A 17282-nucleotide genomic window follows, 5' to 3' on the forward strand; every position below is an offset into this window, starting at 1 on the left:
TCTGTGGAGACGATCTAGCGGGGGCAGTAATGCCTAGCCAAGAGTCTGTGAAGCAGAAACTTTTAGGTGTGAATCTAAGAATCCCCCGGAAGAATTGCTTTAGCAATTAACGGTGGGAGTATGTCAACCCTATTTGTAGGGTGCATCAGACGCTATAGCAAGTCGCGCTGGCTTGTTTACAAGGGTTAAGCCTTGAATGTTACCACCAAGACACAAAGACACAAAGAAGTTGTAAACATTAATCTGCTCATTGCTATAGATTGAGCGCTCATCTGATTGATCTGAAAATCTGATTCACCCTACTTTTATCCTACAATTTCATCGATAAACCAATTCGCTTTAATTTTTCATTCACTTCTAAGACTCGCACTTTCACAACTTGTCCGACTTTCACAAATTTATTGGGATCATCTACAAATTGATCGGCGAGTTGGGAAATATGCACTAAACCATCTTGATGAACTCCAATATCAACAAATGCGCCAAAATTTACAACATTGGTGACAATTCCTTCTAATTGCATTCCTTCTTTGAGATCGGAAATTTCCTTAATTCCTTCTTTGAATGTTGCATATTTAAACTCTGCTCTGGGGTCACGTCCCGGTTTTTCTAACTCCCGAATAATATCTTTTAAGGTGGGAATTCCGATGGTTTCTGTCACGTATTTTTTTAAGTCGATTGACTTCAACTTTTCTGCAACTTGAGAAATATTCTTCAAAGAAACGCCGACATCTGAAGCAATCGTTTCAACCACTGCATAACTTTCGGGATGAACTGCTGTATTATCTAAGGGGTTGGCGCCGTCTCGAATGCGTAAAAAACCGGCTGCTTGTTGATAGGCTTTCGGCCCTAATTTAGCTACTTTTAACAACTCTTTGCGATTTTTAAACACTCCTTTTTCGTTGCGATAGGTGATAATATTTTGAGCAATGGTTGGGGTAATTCCTGAGACAAAGGTTAACAGTTCTTTGGATGCACTATTGAGTTCAACACCGACATAGTTCACACAACTTTCGACGGTTTCATCGAGTTTTTTCTTGAGTAACTTTTGATCAACATCATGCTGATACTGTCCAACGCCGATGGATTTTGGGTCTATTTTCACTAATTCGGCTAAGGGATCTTGTAGGCGTCGCCCAATACTAATTGCCCCTCGCACGGTTAAATCTAATTCTGGAAATTCTTGTCGTGCGACATCACTGGCTGAATAAATTGAAGCACCCGATTCATTCACTATGACTTTAATTGGTTTGGTGTCAATTTGGGTTAAAACTTCCCCAATAAATTCATCGGTTTCTCGCCCTGCGGTACCATTTCCAATGGCAATTAATTCGATTTTGTACTTTTTAATTAATGTTTTAATTGTCTTGGCGGCGTCTTGGCGTTGGTTGTTTGATTGATGCGGAAAAATCGTTTGATATTCACAAAATTGTCCTGTTTCTGAGAGGGCTGTGACTTTACAACCTGTTCTAAAACCGGGATCAATGGCGAGAGTTGGCTTCATTCCCGCAGGCGAAGATAACAACAATTCTCGTAAATTTGCTTCAAAGGTTTGAATCGATTCTATATCGGCGTAGGCTTTGCGATCCGAACGAACTTCACTGATTAAAGAGGTTTTCATCAAACGATTAAACCCATCTTTAATCATCGCTTGATAAAATTTTCTCACTTCTGAGGTTTTGGTTTTAATTTCCTGGGCTTCTAAGTAAGTGAGAACAAAATCTTCATCAAATTCTAAATCGACTTTGAGAATGCCTTCGGATTCTCCGCGAAATAGGGCTAAGATATTATGAGGTTTAATCTCTGTGGCTTTTTCCCGAAAGGTTCGATACATCTCAAACTTCGTTGAACCTTCGGGATAGTCATCTTTCACCGAAGAAACAAACACGCCTTTGTTCATCAAATATTCTCGTAAATAAGCCCGATATTCTGCTTTTTCTGAAACCATTTCTGCTAAAATATCAGAAGCACCTTGTAAGGCTTCTTCTACGGTTTTCACCCCTTTTTCTGCGGAAATATAGTCAGATGCCGCTTTTTCTAAGGGAATGATGGGGGCTTTGGGAAGGTTCAGAGAGGCGATGAATTCGGCGAGGGGTTCTAAGCCTTTTTCTTTGGCGGTTGTGGCGCGAGTGCGGCGTTTGGGTTTGTAGGGAAGATAGAGATCTTCGAGTTCATTTTTCAGTAAACTCGCTTTGATTTTAGCTTGCAGTTCATCGGTGAGTTTTCCTTGATTTTCTATCGCTTCTAAGATGAATTTTTTGCGATCTTCGAGTTCGGTTAAATAGCTAAAGCGTTCGGAAATATCTCGCAGTTGGGTTTCATCAAGGGAACCCGTTTTTTCTTTCCGATAACGAGCGATAAAGGGAATGGTTGCACCTTCTGAAAACAGTTCTAGGGTGTTTTCAATTTGATAGGTTTTCAGGGAAAATTCTTGAGCGATGGTTTGAGGAATATTCAGCATCATTTTAACAATCTATTAACTTTTTGGGATGATAGTTTTATCTTTTACCAATCATCTCAGCAACAATTTTAGCTGAACTCATCACTCCGGGTATTCCTGCGCCGGGATGGGTTCCAGCACCGACAAAATAAAGGTTTTTAACCTCTTCACTGATATTATGAGGGCGGAACCAAGCCGACTGCATGAGTGTGGGTTCTAGGGAGAATGCACTCCCTTTATAACTGTTTAGCGTATCTTGAAAATGCAGGGGGTCAATGTAATATTCTGTAACAATATGTTGGGATAAGTTGGGTAGATAATGCTGTTCGAGGAATTGAATAATTTTATCTCGGTAGGATTTTGCTGTTGTTTTCCATTCTATTTTAGCATCTAAATTCGGAACCGGAGACAACACATACCAACTATCACATCCTGACGGTGCCAGAGTTGGATCTGTGGCGGTTGGACGATGCAAATACAAGGAAAAATCATCGGCTAAATGCTTGCGGTTAAACAAATCATTCATTAATCCTTTATATCTTGGCCCCATAATAATTTCGTGATGCGCCATCTGTTCATAACGTCTGTTTGTGCCGAAATATAACACAAATAACGAAATAGAGTGACGCATTCGTTTAATTTTTGCATCGGTATATTTGCGGCAACGAGGTTTAATTAAGTTTAAATAAGTCCAAGCAACATCGGCATTACTAACGATTGCGTCAGCATTTAATAGATTGCCCTTTTTTAATACAACTCCCGTCGCTTCTTTGGTTTTATCAGTGATTAAAATTTCATTAACTTCTGTATTTAGTAACAGTTTACCCCCGATTTCTTCAAAGATTTTGACTAACGCTGAAACGAGCGCTCCGGTTCCTCCCATTGCAAACCAAATCCCAAACTTTTGTTCTAATTTGTGAATCATGGCGTAAATTGAGGTACTTTGAAAAGGGTTTCCGCCAATTAAAAGCGGATGAAAACTAAACACTTGTCGCAAACGTTCATCTTTGATATACTGATTAACAAATCCGGCAACAGATTTATAGGATTGTAACTCCATCATATCCGGTGCAACTCTCAACATATCCCATAATTTTGTAAAGGGTTGAGTCATCAACGGTAAACCTTTTTCAAAGACTTGGTTAGCCGCTTGACAAAAGCGTTGATATCCGGCAACATCTTCAGGATTAAAGGTTTTAATTTGCTGAATTAAATCGTCAGTATTATCGTTATAATGAAAGACAGAAGCATCAGGAAATCGAACATTATAAAAGGGGTTGAGTTTAACCAAGGTTAAATAGTCTTCGGTGCGTTTTCCGGCGAGTAGAAATAACTCATCAATCAGATAAGGAGAGGTGATAATTGTTGGCCCACCATCGAAGGTAAACCCATCCTGTTGATAGACATAAGCCCTTCCACCGGGGCGATCGCGTTTCTCTACAATTGTGACTTGATGTCCTTGGGCTTGCAGTCGAATTGCTGCTGCGAGTCCACCAAAACCACTACCAATTACAATAATGTTCATTCGGGATTCACAAAAAATTAAACACTCTAAATTTTGATGATCTCAACAATCTGTACAGAAGGATTCAACAGCTTGTATTATTAATGTAAACCCTAAACCAAAAATCTGCAATGAAAAGTTGGAATCAATTGCGTCTATTATTTGCTGTGATTTTGTGTTTGTCATTGCAATTGCTGATGTCTGATCCGGCTTTGGCTTCAATTCATCGCTACCCGGAAACTGAAAATCAGGTGATGTATCGCTCTAAACAAAGTTTACGCGATCGCCAGGATTTATCTTGGCAAGTGATACTATTTAAACGGATAAAATTTGGTCAAGTCAATGAAATTCATTTGCGACTGGTAGGATTTCCTGGCTTAACAGAATTTGCACATCGAGAACCCCTACAGCTAACAACAGCAACCGGAAAAACTTGGCAAGCTGAAGATGTGGTTGATTTATCTTTGCCAAAAAATGTGGGAGAATATGATGTATTCAAGATTTTACAACAAATTGAAAAAGATATTCCCTTAGAGTTATCCTTGCCTTTAGTTGATTATGAAATAATTAAATTACCCGTTCCGCCCTATGTGGTTAAAGAATGGCGAAAACTGTTAGACTTAAATGAGTATTCTTACAAAATTTCGGATAATTTGTAGTTTTAGCATTAACCCAGAGTTCAATGAAAATCACCAAAATATTAACCGGTTTTATTCTCATTTTAACCTTTGTGATGTTAACTGTTACTTCTCCCGTGAAGGCGGATGATCTCAGTAACGGTGCTAAAATTTTTAACTTGCAATGTGCGGGTTGTCATGGGGGAGGTGGTAATATTATCAGACGGGGTAAAACGTTAAAGAAAAAGGCATTAGATCGAAATGGATATGATACCCTTGAGGCGATTTCTTACTTAGTTAGTCAGGGTAAAGCGAATATGCCAGCTTATAAAGAACGTTTAACCCCAAAAGAAATTCAAGATGTTTCTGAGTATGTCATGAAACAAGCTGAAAAAAATTGGCAGTGAATTTGAGAAACCCGGTTTCTCAACAAAAAATATAGGCAAGCTGAAAGCAGTTGCAAGAAACCCGGTTTCTAAACTTATAAATTCATTAAAGAAACCAACGTTTTCAAATCAGGAACTTCTAAGTCGGGTTTAGCGGTTGCGGGTTTGGTAGCGCCCGATCCTGCTTTCCCTTGTTGTCGGTTCACCCAAACGCTTTTTAAGCCTAATTGTTGAGCGGGGACAATATCGTGATAGACACTTTGAGCAACGTGTAATAGTTTATCCGTAGAAAGCCCTATTTTTTCGAGAGTGAATTCAAAATTTCTCACTGTAGGCTTATAAGATTGTACCTGTTGAGCGGTGACAACTGCATCAAATTCTACTTCTAACTGTTGAGCCGTTTGAGCAAACAAATCATCATCAATATTAGAAATAATCACTAAACGATAGTTTTGCTTTAAGGCTTTCAGTGATTCTATTGTATCAGAAAAAGGTTGCCAATTTTGAATCGACATCCACAAACTGTCTAACTCAGTCGTTGTGGGTTCAAACTCTAACCGTTCCCCAATTTTTTGGACAACTTCCCGCAAAACATCTTTATAGCTTTGGTATTCACCCGCTTCAGCAACAGACTCAAATTCCGCAAACCATTCTAATAGTTGTCGTTCATTGCAATCAATGTGATGAGCCGAAACCAAGTCTTTTAAAACCGGAGTAATTCCCGCTTCCCAATCCATTAAAGTTCCATAACAGTCAAAACTTAAAGCCTCAAATTGCTTAAAATTTAACATCTTTGATGCCCTCAATTTTAATAAATTCAAGAATCACCTACAAAACAAATTCGCAACCCTCAGACTTAGAATTAGAATACACTTCTTCCGGTGACAGATAAACCTTCTACTGTGAGAGACGGTGTACAACAAGAACCATTCCAGGTCGCATCCTCTCCCACTTCAATCACCCGTTTAAGAGCCGTATAAACATTTCCTGCAACCATTGTATTCTTCACTCGGCCGACAATTTCACCTCCTTCAACCCGATAACCTAAATCGACATTAATTGAAAATTCCCCACTAATTCCTGCACCTCCCCCTAACATTTGATCAATAATTAATCCCTGGTCAATATTTTGAATTAAATCTTGCAACGTTCCCTTTCCCGGTTTAACTAACAAATTAAATAAACCAGGAGTCGGATAACTATTTAAACCCGCTTTAAACCCATTCCCCGTTGTACCACTTCCTAAAACCCGACCAGTCGTTAAATCGGTATAAAAAAGTTGCAAAACGCCATCTTCAATAAACACAATCGGGCGAGTTTGTATTCCTTCATCATCAAACGGACAACTAAATGGCCCTTCATGGGGAGCTTGATAAATCGTCAACAGCGATGACATTACAGGGGTTCTCAAACGATCGCTCCAAGGCGAAGCCCCTTCTAAAACCTGCTTCCCATTCAACGCCGCAGCCACCGTTCCCCAAAGCATATCCGCCGCTTTCGCCGTGAACAAAATCGGCACCCGACCCACAGGCGGCGCGACATTTTCTTTCGCCCAATTCAAGCGCTTTAAAATCCGTTCAGCGATCAAAGCTGGATCAAGGACATCTCGCTGAGTTTGACCGTCTGATATACTCAAGAAATCATCACCGCGTACCCATTCAGTTTCCAGATAACCACTCAGCGTCGTATCCGTATACCCAGAGTCCAAACCTCGGGAATTCATCAAACGAGTCGATTCAATTTCACAGTCCCACTCAGCGCTACAAAGAATTTCGGGATAGTCCTGTCGAACTAAAGCGATCGCCTCTCGCCCCCATTCGATCAGTTGTTCAACCCCAACTGTCTCGCCTAAATTGGGATAATGTTTGTTAATGGAAGTCCCCGTCAGTTCAATGGTTTCCGGTTCATTGAGACAACTGAGGGCGATCGCTCGTTCAACCAACTTCTCCGGTTCTACCGGGCCATGAGCCACAGCCAAACCCGGACGCCCATCTCGCCAAAGTCGTAAGGCTGTTCCCCCAGTTTGAATACTTTCGAGTTGTTTGAGTCGGTTGGCTTCAAAAAAAATCGGTTGTGATTGAGATTGGGACTGAAAGACCTCAGCAGCTTCGGCTCCGGCTAATGAAGCCAACTCCAGAAGCTGTTCGGCAGATTGGTCATGGGTCATAAACGATCGATCATCGCACAGTGTTCATCGTTCCATCCTACCTTGTGGTGAGTCACTTCTATTGATCAGTCTGAACACAGAGGTAACTCTGTTTTGTCAAACTTGGGTGAAATCTTGATTGTTCGTAGGCTGCAACCTTTAAAAATCCTCAATTTTCTGAGATTGATAGAAGAAAGTTAGGGTACTATTTTTGTAGTTACCCTCTCTTGAACTCACGCAGGAGATATGTATAGATTGGCACAGGGGAAATGAGAGGCAAACCAATAACTTCAAGAATTTTATTTCAAACCAAATCTATCACGAGGTTTTATGAAAGCAATCAAAATAATGGCAACGATTGATGAGCAAGGAAAACTTGCTTTAGACCAGCCTTTGACCCTAAATAAAAACCAGCGTGTTGAGGTGATTGTCCTGATTCCTGAAACAGCAGATCTTGAGGAAGATGAATCAAAAGCCACAATTCTGGAGGATTTTCGGCAAGCATGGCAGGAAGCAATGACCGGAAAAACAATTCCAGTTGCCCAAATTTGGGAAGGAATTGAGGATGAGTGATCCATCTTTTATTCAAGTTGAAGCTACACAGATTTTTAACCGCAATATCCGCCGCCTTGCCAAGAAATATCGCAATATCCGCAACGATATACAGCCTGTGATTGAGCAACTTGAGCAGGGAGAATTACCGGGCGATCAAATATCTGGAGTCAGTTATTTGATTTTTAAGCTACGAGTTCGCAATCGTGATAATAAAAAAGGTAAAAGTGGCGGCTATCGTTTGATTTATTATCTGAAAACATCAACTGGCATCATTCTGTTAACGATTTATTCAAAATCTGAGCAAGCCGATATCGCAGCAGAGGATATCCAGAAAATCATTGAGGAGTACGAACTAGGTACAATAGAAGATGAATAACTTCCTAATCAAAATGCAACTGATATGGCTATCACAATAGATAACTGTTCTAAAAAAATTCTGATTTTTATCAAGTTAACCTATTGAGTGTGACACTTGAAAAAGTGGATGCTTCTTTGAGCATATCCGCGTTGAAATAGACATCTTTCCTCAAGAGTGGCTTGGGTTGGACGTCTAGACCCGAAGTGACGAGCTTGACAGTTGAGGATGTGGATAGTTCAACCAACGGATTGTCCTAAAATGGTTAAGATCAATTTAGAGAGAGGATTCTGAAAAAATACCCTCTACTCCTCATGTGATAATTGTTGGAGGGTGAAGTTAATATATGTTATCCAGTCCGAAAAAAGACACCTACGAACGCAATGGTAAAGGCGCGATAGAGCCTACTGTTGTAGAGCAACAAATCCCCAAAAAACCCAAAAAACACCGCTTGAAAGGCTGGTTGCTGGGGCTATTGGCTACAGGTTTACTCACGGTTCCCCTAAGTTTTTATTTGACTCAAAAACAGTCTCAGCTTAAACCTGAACTGATTGAAAGTCTCACTGTTCCTGTGGAAACTCAGGACTTGACGGTGCGGATAACCGCCAGTGGCGTGGTTCAACCTGTGCGACGGGTTAACCTCAGTCCGAAAACTCAAGGGCGTCTGTCTCAGTTGTTTGTTGAACAAGGCGATCGCGTTGAGGCGGGGGATATTATCGCTCGCATGGAAAGTCGGGAAATTGAAGCGCAACTGTTGCAAGCGGAAGCGGGGTTAGCGCGGGTGAGAGCGAACCTCAGTAAGCTGCAAACTGGAAGTCGTCCCGAAGAAATAGCGGCCGCCCAAGCCCGTTTAAATCGCGCTCAAGCCACTTTAGATGAGTTGCTAGCCGGGACTCGTTCAGAAGAAATTGCGGTCGCTCAAGCTAAATTAAATGAGGCTGAAGCCCGATTAGCTGATGCCCGTTCGGGTAGTTTGGATGATGAAATTGCTCAAGCCCAATCTCGACTCGCGGCGAACAAGGCTGAACTTGAACTCGCCAGTGAACGGGTGCGGCGTTATGAAAGTTTGAGAAATCAAGGGGCGGTTTCTGAAGATAGTTTAGAGGAATATTTGCAAAATGAACGCCGTCTGAGTGCGTTAGTTGAGGAAGCCCAAAGACGCATTGAACAGCTTGAACAAAGTCAGCTCAGTCAAGTGGATCGACTTGAGGCGACAGTTGATATGGAACGTCAAGCGTTGCGACAATTGCAAAATGGCGCTCGCCCGGAAGAAATTGCGGGGGCTGAAGCGGAAGTTGCGGAAGTTCAGAGTAATTTGAATGAGTTAATTAATGGAACTCGCCCGGAAGAAATTGCAGCAGCGCAAGCGGAAGTTCGGGAAGCTCAAGCGCAAGTTCGTTATTATGAAACTCAGTTAGAAGATAGCAATGTTCGCGCTCCTTTTTCGGGGGTTATTGCTCAACGTTATGCAGTAGAAGGTTCGTTTGTGACGCCTGCAACTTCGGCTTCTGATGCGACTTCTGCGACTTCGACTTCTATTGTTGCTTTGGCGAAAGATTTAGAAGTGTTAGCGAAAATTCCTGAAGCAGATATTGGGCGAATTAAACCCAACCAAACGGTTGAAATTATTGCGGATGCTTACCCAGATAAACTGTTTGAAGGACGGGTGCAACTCATCGCACCTGAAGCGGTAAAAGAACGGGATGTTACGCTGTTTCAAGCCCGAGTTGAAATCATTACAGGAAAAGATTTACTTCAGTCGGGGATGAATGTTGATTTAAAGTTTATTGGGGATAAACTCAATAATGCGTTAGTCGTGCCGACGGTGGCAATTATTACCAATAAAGGAGAAACGGGAGTATTGCTTCCCGATGAACAAAATCAACCTAAGTTTCATCCCGTCACGGTTGGTTCAACAATTGGTAATCAAATCCAAATTCTAGAGGGAATTGAAGCAGGCGATCGCGTGTTTCTGGAATTACCCGAAGGACAAAAACTCGAAGACATCATCAAGTAAATGAATTAGACTCTCTTGGGTTAGACTTTTCAAAAAACTTATCTGTTACAACAGCATCTACTTTAAAACTAAAAATCAACTCATCCGTTACAAAAACATCAACCTCAAAAACTCACCATAAAACCATCCGTTTATAATAGAATAACCTGAAAAACTCACCCTAAACCCATCCGTTACAACAAACCCATCCGTTACAACAAACCCATCCGTTACAACAAACCCATCCGTTACAACAAACCCATCCGTTACAACAAACCCATCCGTTACAACAAACCCATCCGTTACCATATCCGTTACCATATCCGTTACCTATGAACTTCCTCGAACATATTAAAATGGCAACCACAACACTACTCGCTAATAAAATGCGAAGTAGTTTAACGATGTTAGGGATTATTATTGGAAATGCTTCTGTTATTGGAATGATTGGCATTGGAGAAGGCGCCCAAAGCTTTGTAAATGATCAAGTTAACTCTTTAGGGCCTAATGTTTTATTTATTATTCCAGGGAGTCCAGAAGCCCAAAGTCGCCCGGTTTATCCGCCTCAAACTCTCGTTTTAGCCGATGCTGAAGCTATCGCTGAACAAGTTCCTTCAGTAGAAGAAGTGGCACCTTCTCTCAACGGAAGTGAACTGATTACATATCGCGGAAAAAATGCGTCGGCATCGTTAATTGGGGCGACTCCTGAATATCTTTCGGTGCGAAGTTTTGATGTAGCAAGAGGTCGATTTATTAGTGATTTAGACTTGAAACGAAATGAACAAATTGTAGCATTAGGTTCAGAAATTGCTGAACAATTATTTGGCAATGAAGACCCATTAGGAAAACAAGTTCGCCTCAAAGATACCAGTTTACAAGTCGTTGGAATTATGCAACCCAAGGGTTCAACATTTGGGAGTAATGAGGATATGAACGCCTTTGTTCCCATTACGACAATGGCAAATCGTATCGTCGGAGAAACCTCACCCTATGGCACCCAAGTGACGTTTATTTCTGTGTCTGTTAAAGATCAAGATAGCATGAAAGCGGCTCAATTTCAGATCGAAAATTTGCTGCGACTGCGGCACAAAATTACAGATGAAGATGATTTTACGGTTCGCAACCAAAAAGACCTGATGAATACACTCGGACAAATTACCGGAGCGTTAACGTTAGTGTTAGCAGCAACTGCGGCAATTTCCCTTTTTGTCGGCGGAATTGGTATTATGAATATTATGCTGGTTTCTGTCACCGAACGAACTCAAGAAATTGGCCTGCGAAAAGCGATTGGTGCTTCTCAGCAAGATATCCTAACTCAGTTTATCATAGAAGCAGTTATTTTATCGGCCGCAGGAGGATTACTGGGAACTGCAATTGGTGTCGGTGGGGTGTTTTTAGTCGCTGCTGTTACCCCGTTATCTGCGGGAGTTTCTCCGGTGGCAATTACAATTGCGGTGAGTGTTTCCGGTGGAATTGGCTTATTTTTTGGGGTAATTCCTGCAAGACGTGCGGCTAAACTTGATCCGATTGTTGCCTTAAGAAGTGCATAAGTAAACCTATAATTAACACCATGAAAACTTCTCTTTCTCCCTTACAAAATCAACAACAACCGCCCTCAGATCGAATCATTGTTAAACTTGACAATATCAAGAAAGTTTATGGAATGGGCGAGATAGAAGTTCAAGCTTTAAAAGGGGTTAATCTAACCGTTGAACAGGGTGAATATTGTTCAATTATGGGGGCGTCTGGTTCGGGTAAATCAACGGTAATGAATATTGTCGGTTGTTTAGACCGTCCGAGTACAGGTGCTTATTATTTAGATGGAGTGGATGTTGCTCAAATGTCTGAGCAAGAATTAGCCAAAATTCGTAATTTGAAAATAGGATTTGTTTTCCAACAATTTCATCTTTTAGCCCAATTAACCGCTCTTGATAATGTTATGTTACCGATGCTTTATGCAGGAGTTCCCGCAGGTGAACGTCGGGAACGGGCGAGAGAAGCGTTAGTTAGAGTTGGCTTAGAAAATCGTATTCAAAATAAACCCAATCAACTCTCTGGAGGACAACAGCAACGAGTCGCCATTGCGCGTTCAATTGTTAATCGTCCTGTGTTATTATTAGCAGATGAACCAACGGGGGCGTTAGACTCAAAAACCACTCAAGAAGTGATGGATATTTTTACTGAATTAAACGCCAGTGGAATGACGGTAATGATGGTGACACATGAACCGGAAGTTGCCCGTCAAACTCGTCGTATTGTTTGGTTTCGCGATGGTGAAGTGATTCATTCTCATCTCACCCCAGAAGATTTACATGAAGCCACTTTTTAAATTAATCAAATAAATATTATTGTAGGGTGGGTGACAACCGATAACTTAACTGTTGGTTTCATCCACTTTTTTGCTGTCACCCACCCTACTGTGAAGAAACCAGGTTTTTGGGAGTCTCTATAATTAATAAATAAGGCATAATAGACCACAAGGGGGAAACAACTGAGGCTATCTACCCTCAGTACCCCTGTCTGTTAGATTATCAGGGTCTATTGAATGTTGATTAAATCTCTCAATCAATCCCTTTCTCAATTCTCCGCTAAAATCCCCTTAAAAACGCTGTTGGTTGTCCCTTTTGTTTTGCAAATTGTGGGCGCTGTGGGATTAGTCGGATGGTTGTCTTTTAAAAATGGTCAAGAAGCTGTTAATAAATTAGCCATTGAGTTACAAGAACAGGCTAATTCTCGTTTACAACAATTCCTCAATCATTATTTGACGATTCCCCAACAAATTAATCAAATTAATCAAGATGCGATTCTGTTGAAATTAGTAAACTTAGAGGATTTATCAACACTGGGTTTATATTTTGCCAAACAAGTTGAAGTGTTTGATGTCAGTTATATTAACTTTGGTGGACGGGAAATAAATCAATTTGTAGGTGTTAAAAATCAAGAGAATAATTCGCCTCTGATTAAAGAGTTTGCGCGTCGAAGTTCCAACGGAGATTTATACTGGAATTCTTACACCCGAGACGAACAAGGAAATCGACAAAATATTAGAACTTTTAGAGAAAATTTAGACCACAGAAATGAAGCCTGGTATACTAATGCTGTCGCCGCAGGTAAGCCGGTTTGGAGTCAAATTTATCAGTGGGAAGATGAACCAATCTTATCAATTTCTTCCAGTTATCCTATCTATAATCCCAACAATCAATTAATCGGAGCAATTGGAGTTGATTTGAATCTCTCAGCCATTGGTCAATATTTGAATCAAATTAATCTGAGTGACGCTACGACTATTTTTATTATAGAACGAAATGGAATGTTAGTGGCAAATTCCGGTGAAACTCAACCCTTTATTCAAAACCAGCAAAAAGTTAAACGGATTTTAGCCGTAGACAGTCAGAATCAAAAAATTAGTCAAATCACTCAAAAATTACTGCAAAATTTTGAAAACTTTAATCAAATCCAAACGCCTCAACAATTTTACTTGAATTTAGATTCGGATCGAGAATTTATTCAGATTACCCCCTGGAAAACTCAAGCAGGATTAGATTGGTTAGTTGTCGTTTCGATTCCTGAATCTGATTTTATGGAACAAATTAACGCCAATACTCGCACGACTATTATCCTGTGTTTAATCACATTAATAATAGCCACAATCTTAGCTTTTTTAACGGCTCGTTGGATTATTCAACCGATTTTAAAACTCAAAAATTCAGCCCTGGCTTTTTCTGAAGGAAAATTTGATCAAACTGTTGATATCAATCGTTCCGATGAATTGGGAGTTTTAGCCCAAACATTTAACTACATGGCGCAACAATTACAAGCGTCTTTTGCGACACTTGAAACTCAAAATATTGAACTCAAACGACTCAACCAACTCAAAGACGAATTTCTCGCCAATACTTCCCATGAACTGCGAACTCCTTTACATGGTATTATTGGATTATCTGACTCTTTAATTGATGGCGCAACCGGAAAATTACCTCCCAAAACGACTAAAAATTTAACCATGATTTCTAATTCCGGACGCCGACTCTTAACGCTAGTCAATGATGTTTTAGACTTTTCTAAACTGAAACATAATAAAATTGAACTACAGCTAAAATCTGTGGGATTATGGGAAGTTGTTGATATGGTTTTGGTTCTCTCTCAATCTCTGATTGGAGAAAAAAACATCAAGCTGATTAATTCAATTCCCAATGACTTACCCGGGGTTGAAGCCGATGAAAACCGTTTACAACAAATTTTATACAACTTAATTGGAAATGCCGTTAAATTTACTGAATCTGGAACCGTAGAAATAACAGCTTGTGGGAAAATCCTAGATGAATCTAATCATTATATTGCTGTCACTGTTTCCGATACGGGAATTGGAATTTATGAAGATAAATTAGAACAAATATTTGAATCTTTTGAACAAGCAGACGGTTCTACCGCGCGTCAATATGGCGGAACGGGTTTAGGTTTAGCCGTGACAAAACAGCTTGTAGAATTACACGGCGGTATCATTCAAGTGAGTTCAAAAGTCGGAGAAGGTTCTCAATTTACCTTTACTTTACCGAAAGCGAAATCACCTGTGCCTACTGAAAATAAAAATGTTCAACCTTCAAAAGTTTCTACAACGGCTTCTCTAGTAGAACCTTCAACCGAACCTGAAAATGTAGCCGAAGTATTAATAGAATATAAGAGTGAATTCAAAATTTTAGTCGTTGATGATGAACCTGTTAATATTCAAGTCATTGCCAATAATCTCTCTCTACAAAACTATGCCATTACTCAAGCCACAAATGGTTTAGAAGCGCTAAGATTAATCGAGCAAGGATTTAAACCTGATCTTGTTTTACTGGATGTAATGATGCCGAGAATGACAGGTTATGAAGTTTGTCATAAACTCCGAGAAAAATACCTCCATAGTGAACTGCCTATTTTAATGTTAACGGCTAAAAATCAAGTGACAGATTTAGTCGATGGTTTAGATTCCGGAGCGAATGATTTTTTAAGTAAACCTTTTTCAAAACAAGAGTTATTAGCACGCATTAAAACCCATCTTCATTTACTAAAAATTAATAATGCTTATGGTCGTTTTGTTCCCCATGATTTCTTGCGTTTTTTAGGACATGAAAGTATAGTTGATGTTAAATTAGGAGACCATGTTCAAAAAGAAATGACGGTGATGTTTTCTGATATTCGTTCGTTTACCACGCTTTCAGAGGAAATGTCACCCCAAGAAACTTTTGATTTTATCAATCGTTATCTTAACCAAGTTAGTCCGATAATTCGTAAACATAATGGTTTTATTGATAAATATATTGGGGATGGAATTATGGCATTATTTCCCCAGTCGGCTGAAGATGCGGTAAAATGTGCAGTAGCCATGCAAAAAAAAGTCAGTTTGTACAATCAAGAACTGCGACAACAGGGAAAAGTTCCGATTAATATTGGCATTGGTTTACATACCGGAACCTTGATGCTGGGAACCATTGGGGAACGGGAACGGATGGAAAGTACCGTGATAGCAGATGCCGTGAATTTAGCCTCTCGTTTGGAAGGATTAACAAAACTCTACGGTGCAGGAATTATTATTAGTGAAAAAACGTTATCTCGTTTGAGTGATTTTCAAAATTATGGTTATCGGTTTTTAGATCGGGTTAAAGTCAAAGGGAAGAATATCGCCGCAGGTGTGTTTGAAATTTATGATGGTGATTTGGACTCTCTGCAACGCTTAAAAACCCAAACCAAGTCAGATTTTGAAGAAGGGGTCTTCTTGTATCATCGCCAAGAATTTGAGCAAGCTGAAGCGATTTTACAACAAGTTCTAATAATTAACCCAGAAGACAAAGCCGCATTACTCTATTTACAACGTTGTCAACAATCTAAATTTTAATATATGAACCTCACCGCTCAACGAAACTTACTCAAACCTACTCAAAGGCTGAAAGTCCAGTCATTCGTAGTGGGTCAAGCACTACAGGGTTAAACGGCAAACCCTTTATTCCTTGGTCTAAGACATCAGGAATTACTTTTCTCATGATATTAAATGACCCATTCACATCGGCATTTAATAACCTACCCTGAGCTGTTTTATACAATCCTCTCGCTATTCTATGGCCCTGAAACATGGTTTTTTTATCTCCATAAGCAGGCAGAGAATCGCCATCTAACGCACTAGATTGAGATGTATAAGATTCTTCTGTTATCACTACTTTTATTCCTTTTAATTGGGCTTTATACGTCAACATTTCGATTAACCGATAATGGGGAATATTCAGAAATTGTTGATTATTCCTTTTCCCTAAGTTAATTGATTGTTTCCAGGCTGCATTATGCCCAATGACTAAAATTCCAATTTGATACTGTTGACACCAATCTATGACTCTTCTGCTGGCTGTATGCAGATAATTTTCTACTCTACAGTTGCGTTTATGAGTGAGCTTTTTTAATCTTTGAGATTGGTTTTGATTCTCTTTGATTTTTAGCTGAGATTGTAAACAGGAACGTTGTTTATTGTAAAAGGTGTTAATCGCTTTTAAGGGTCTGCCTTTAATCAAAAGAGGTCGAACACCTGTTTGATTGGTAGTTACAGCCATTAAGTTATTAACGCCTAAGTCTATACCTGCTATTTCTTGATTATGGGTTGTTTCCTCTGCTTTTTCATAAACGATTTCGATGACATAACAACTGCTTTTCGGCACAATCCTCGCCTCGATTATTTCCTTTTGTGATGTCGGAATTTTGATTTCACTCATCGAGAGGTGACAAATTCCTGTTTTTAACGCTTTTTTCGAGATTGCTTCGTGAGGATAAGGGAGAATATTGCGCCCCTTGGTTTTCTGTTTATACCCCGGAATTTTGGGTTGACCTAAGAAGTTTTCGGGATGTTTCTGCCCGACTTTTACAGCTTGAAAATAACTGGTCCAGGCTGAATCTAATCGGCGGATGATTTGCTTACTCACTTTGGTGGGTAAGGCTTTGTAGTCCGGGGTTTGTGAGAGCCGGTGGTAAAGTTGATTAAAGTTTAATTTTTGGTGGTGTTGAAAGAAGTGTTGACGATAATGATAATTAGCTAGATTAAACAAATTTTTCGACAAAAAAGCCTTCTGGTCAATTTCTGGCCAGAGAGGATGGTTTTTGGCGATGAAATGACGTTCAACTAGCTTCATGTTGGGATTATACTGTCAACAGGGCGCTCACGAAAAACTCCCTCGCCCAAACTGATCATGATTGGCATTTAGCTATCAAAATGACTAAGATTGAGCAGAATTAGTGAGATTTTTGGCAACTGGATTTAC

At 40.0% G+C, this 17282-nt stretch carries 14 protein-coding genes; 8 read left to right on the forward strand and 6 right to left on the reverse strand.

The features are described from left to right. Positions 1-310: 310 nt before the first annotated feature. Both VB836_RS11350 and VB836_RS11355 read right to left on the reverse strand, forming a co-directional pair. Positions 311-2461 carry a Tex family protein gene (locus VB836_RS11350; protein WP_323219462.1) on the reverse strand — a complete coding sequence of 717 codons (2151 nt, stop codon included), beginning with the start codon at positions 2459-2461 and terminating at the stop codon, positions 311-313. A gap of 37 nt (positions 2462-2498) precedes the next feature. Continuing rightward, positions 2499-3965: a phytoene desaturase gene (locus tag VB836_RS11355; RefSeq protein ID WP_323219435.1), complete on the reverse strand. Its 1467-nt coding sequence runs from the start codon at positions 3963-3965 to the stop codon at positions 2499-2501. Positions 3966-4075: 110 nt separating this feature from the next. Between VB836_RS11355 and VB836_RS11360 the strand changes: the two genes are divergently transcribed. Together VB836_RS11360 and petJ are read left to right on the forward strand one after the other, a co-directional pair. Next, positions 4076-4603, forward strand: a complete 528-nt coding sequence (locus VB836_RS11360; protein ID WP_323219436.1) for a DUF3122 domain-containing protein — start codon at positions 4076-4078, stop codon at positions 4601-4603. Between the two features lie 23 nt (positions 4604-4626). Further along, positions 4627-4968 carry a cytochrome c6 PetJ gene (gene petJ / locus VB836_RS11365; protein ID WP_323219437.1) on the forward strand — a complete coding sequence of 114 codons (342 nt, stop codon included), beginning with the start codon at positions 4627-4629 and terminating at the stop codon, positions 4966-4968. A 74-nt stretch (positions 4969-5042) separates the two neighbouring features. On the opposite strand, the gene VB836_RS11370 is transcribed toward petJ, so the two are convergent. Both VB836_RS11370 and VB836_RS11375 read right to left on the reverse strand, forming a co-directional pair. Beyond that, positions 5043-5738 carry a haloacid dehalogenase type II gene (locus VB836_RS11370; protein WP_323219438.1) on the reverse strand — a complete coding sequence of 232 codons (696 nt, stop codon included), beginning with the start codon at positions 5736-5738 and terminating at the stop codon, positions 5043-5045. A 71-nt stretch (positions 5739-5809) separates the two neighbouring features. After that, positions 5810-7114: a TldD/PmbA family protein gene (locus VB836_RS11375; protein ID WP_323219439.1), complete on the reverse strand. Its 1305-nt coding sequence runs from the start codon at positions 7112-7114 to the stop codon at positions 5810-5812. Between the two features lie 309 nt (positions 7115-7423). Between VB836_RS11375 and VB836_RS11380 the strand changes: the two genes are divergently transcribed. The 3 genes from VB836_RS11380 (at position 7424) to VB836_RS11390 (ending at position 10020) form a co-directional block, all read left to right on the forward strand. Continuing rightward, the gene (locus tag VB836_RS11380) at positions 7424-7666 is read left to right on the forward strand and encodes a type II toxin-antitoxin system RelN family antitoxin (RefSeq protein ID WP_323219440.1); all 243 of its coding nucleotides are present in this window, start codon (positions 7424-7426) and stop codon (positions 7664-7666) included. Beyond that, positions 7659-8024, forward strand: a complete 366-nt coding sequence (locus VB836_RS11385) for a type II toxin-antitoxin system RelE/ParE family toxin (RefSeq protein ID WP_323219441.1) — start codon at positions 7659-7661, stop codon at positions 8022-8024. The genes VB836_RS11380 and VB836_RS11385 overlap by 8 nt, the downstream gene beginning before the upstream one ends. A 325-nt stretch (positions 8025-8349) precedes the next feature. Further along, on the forward strand, positions 8350-10020 hold the full coding sequence (locus VB836_RS11390; RefSeq protein ID WP_323219442.1) for an efflux RND transporter periplasmic adaptor subunit: 1671 nt from the start codon (positions 8350-8352) through the stop codon (positions 10018-10020). Positions 10021-10107: 87 nt separating this feature from the next. Here VB836_RS11390 and VB836_RS11395 read toward each other — a convergent pair whose 3' ends face one another. Further along, the gene (locus VB836_RS11395; RefSeq protein ID WP_323219443.1) at positions 10108-10320 is read right to left on the reverse strand and encodes a hypothetical protein; all 213 of its coding nucleotides are present in this window, start codon (positions 10318-10320) and stop codon (positions 10108-10110) included. Positions 10321-10331: 11 nt separating this feature from the next. Here VB836_RS11395 and VB836_RS11400 point away from each other — a divergent pair, with 11 nt between their 5' ends. The 3 genes from VB836_RS11400 (at position 10332) to VB836_RS11410 (ending at position 15877) form a co-directional block, all read left to right on the forward strand. Beyond that, positions 10332-11549 (forward strand): ABC transporter permease, encoded by a 1218-nt coding sequence (locus VB836_RS11400; RefSeq protein WP_323219444.1) that lies wholly within the window; start codon positions 10332-10334, stop codon positions 11547-11549. Between the two features lie 20 nt (positions 11550-11569). Then, positions 11570-12328, forward strand: coding sequence for an ABC transporter ATP-binding protein (locus VB836_RS11405; RefSeq protein ID WP_323219445.1), 759 nt, complete (start codon positions 11570-11572; stop codon positions 12326-12328). 216 nt (positions 12329-12544) lie between these two features. Beyond that, a complete protein-coding gene (locus tag VB836_RS11410) occupies positions 12545-15877 on the forward strand; it encodes an ATP-binding protein (RefSeq protein WP_323219446.1) in 3333 nt (1110 codons plus the stop codon). 37 nt (positions 15878-15914) lie between these two features. Here the strand turns inward: VB836_RS11410 and VB836_RS11415 are convergent, their stop codons facing one another. Further along, positions 15915-17153: an RNA-guided endonuclease InsQ/TnpB family protein gene (locus VB836_RS11415; protein WP_323219447.1), complete on the reverse strand. Its 1239-nt coding sequence runs from the start codon at positions 17151-17153 to the stop codon at positions 15915-15917. Between the last annotated feature and the right edge of the window lie 129 nt (positions 17154-17282).

Source organism: Limnoraphis robusta BA-68 BA1, assembly GCF_034932365.1.
In the GTDB taxonomy this organism is placed as follows: Bacteria; Cyanobacteriota; Cyanobacteriia; order Cyanobacteriales; family Microcoleaceae; genus Capilliphycus; species Capilliphycus robustus.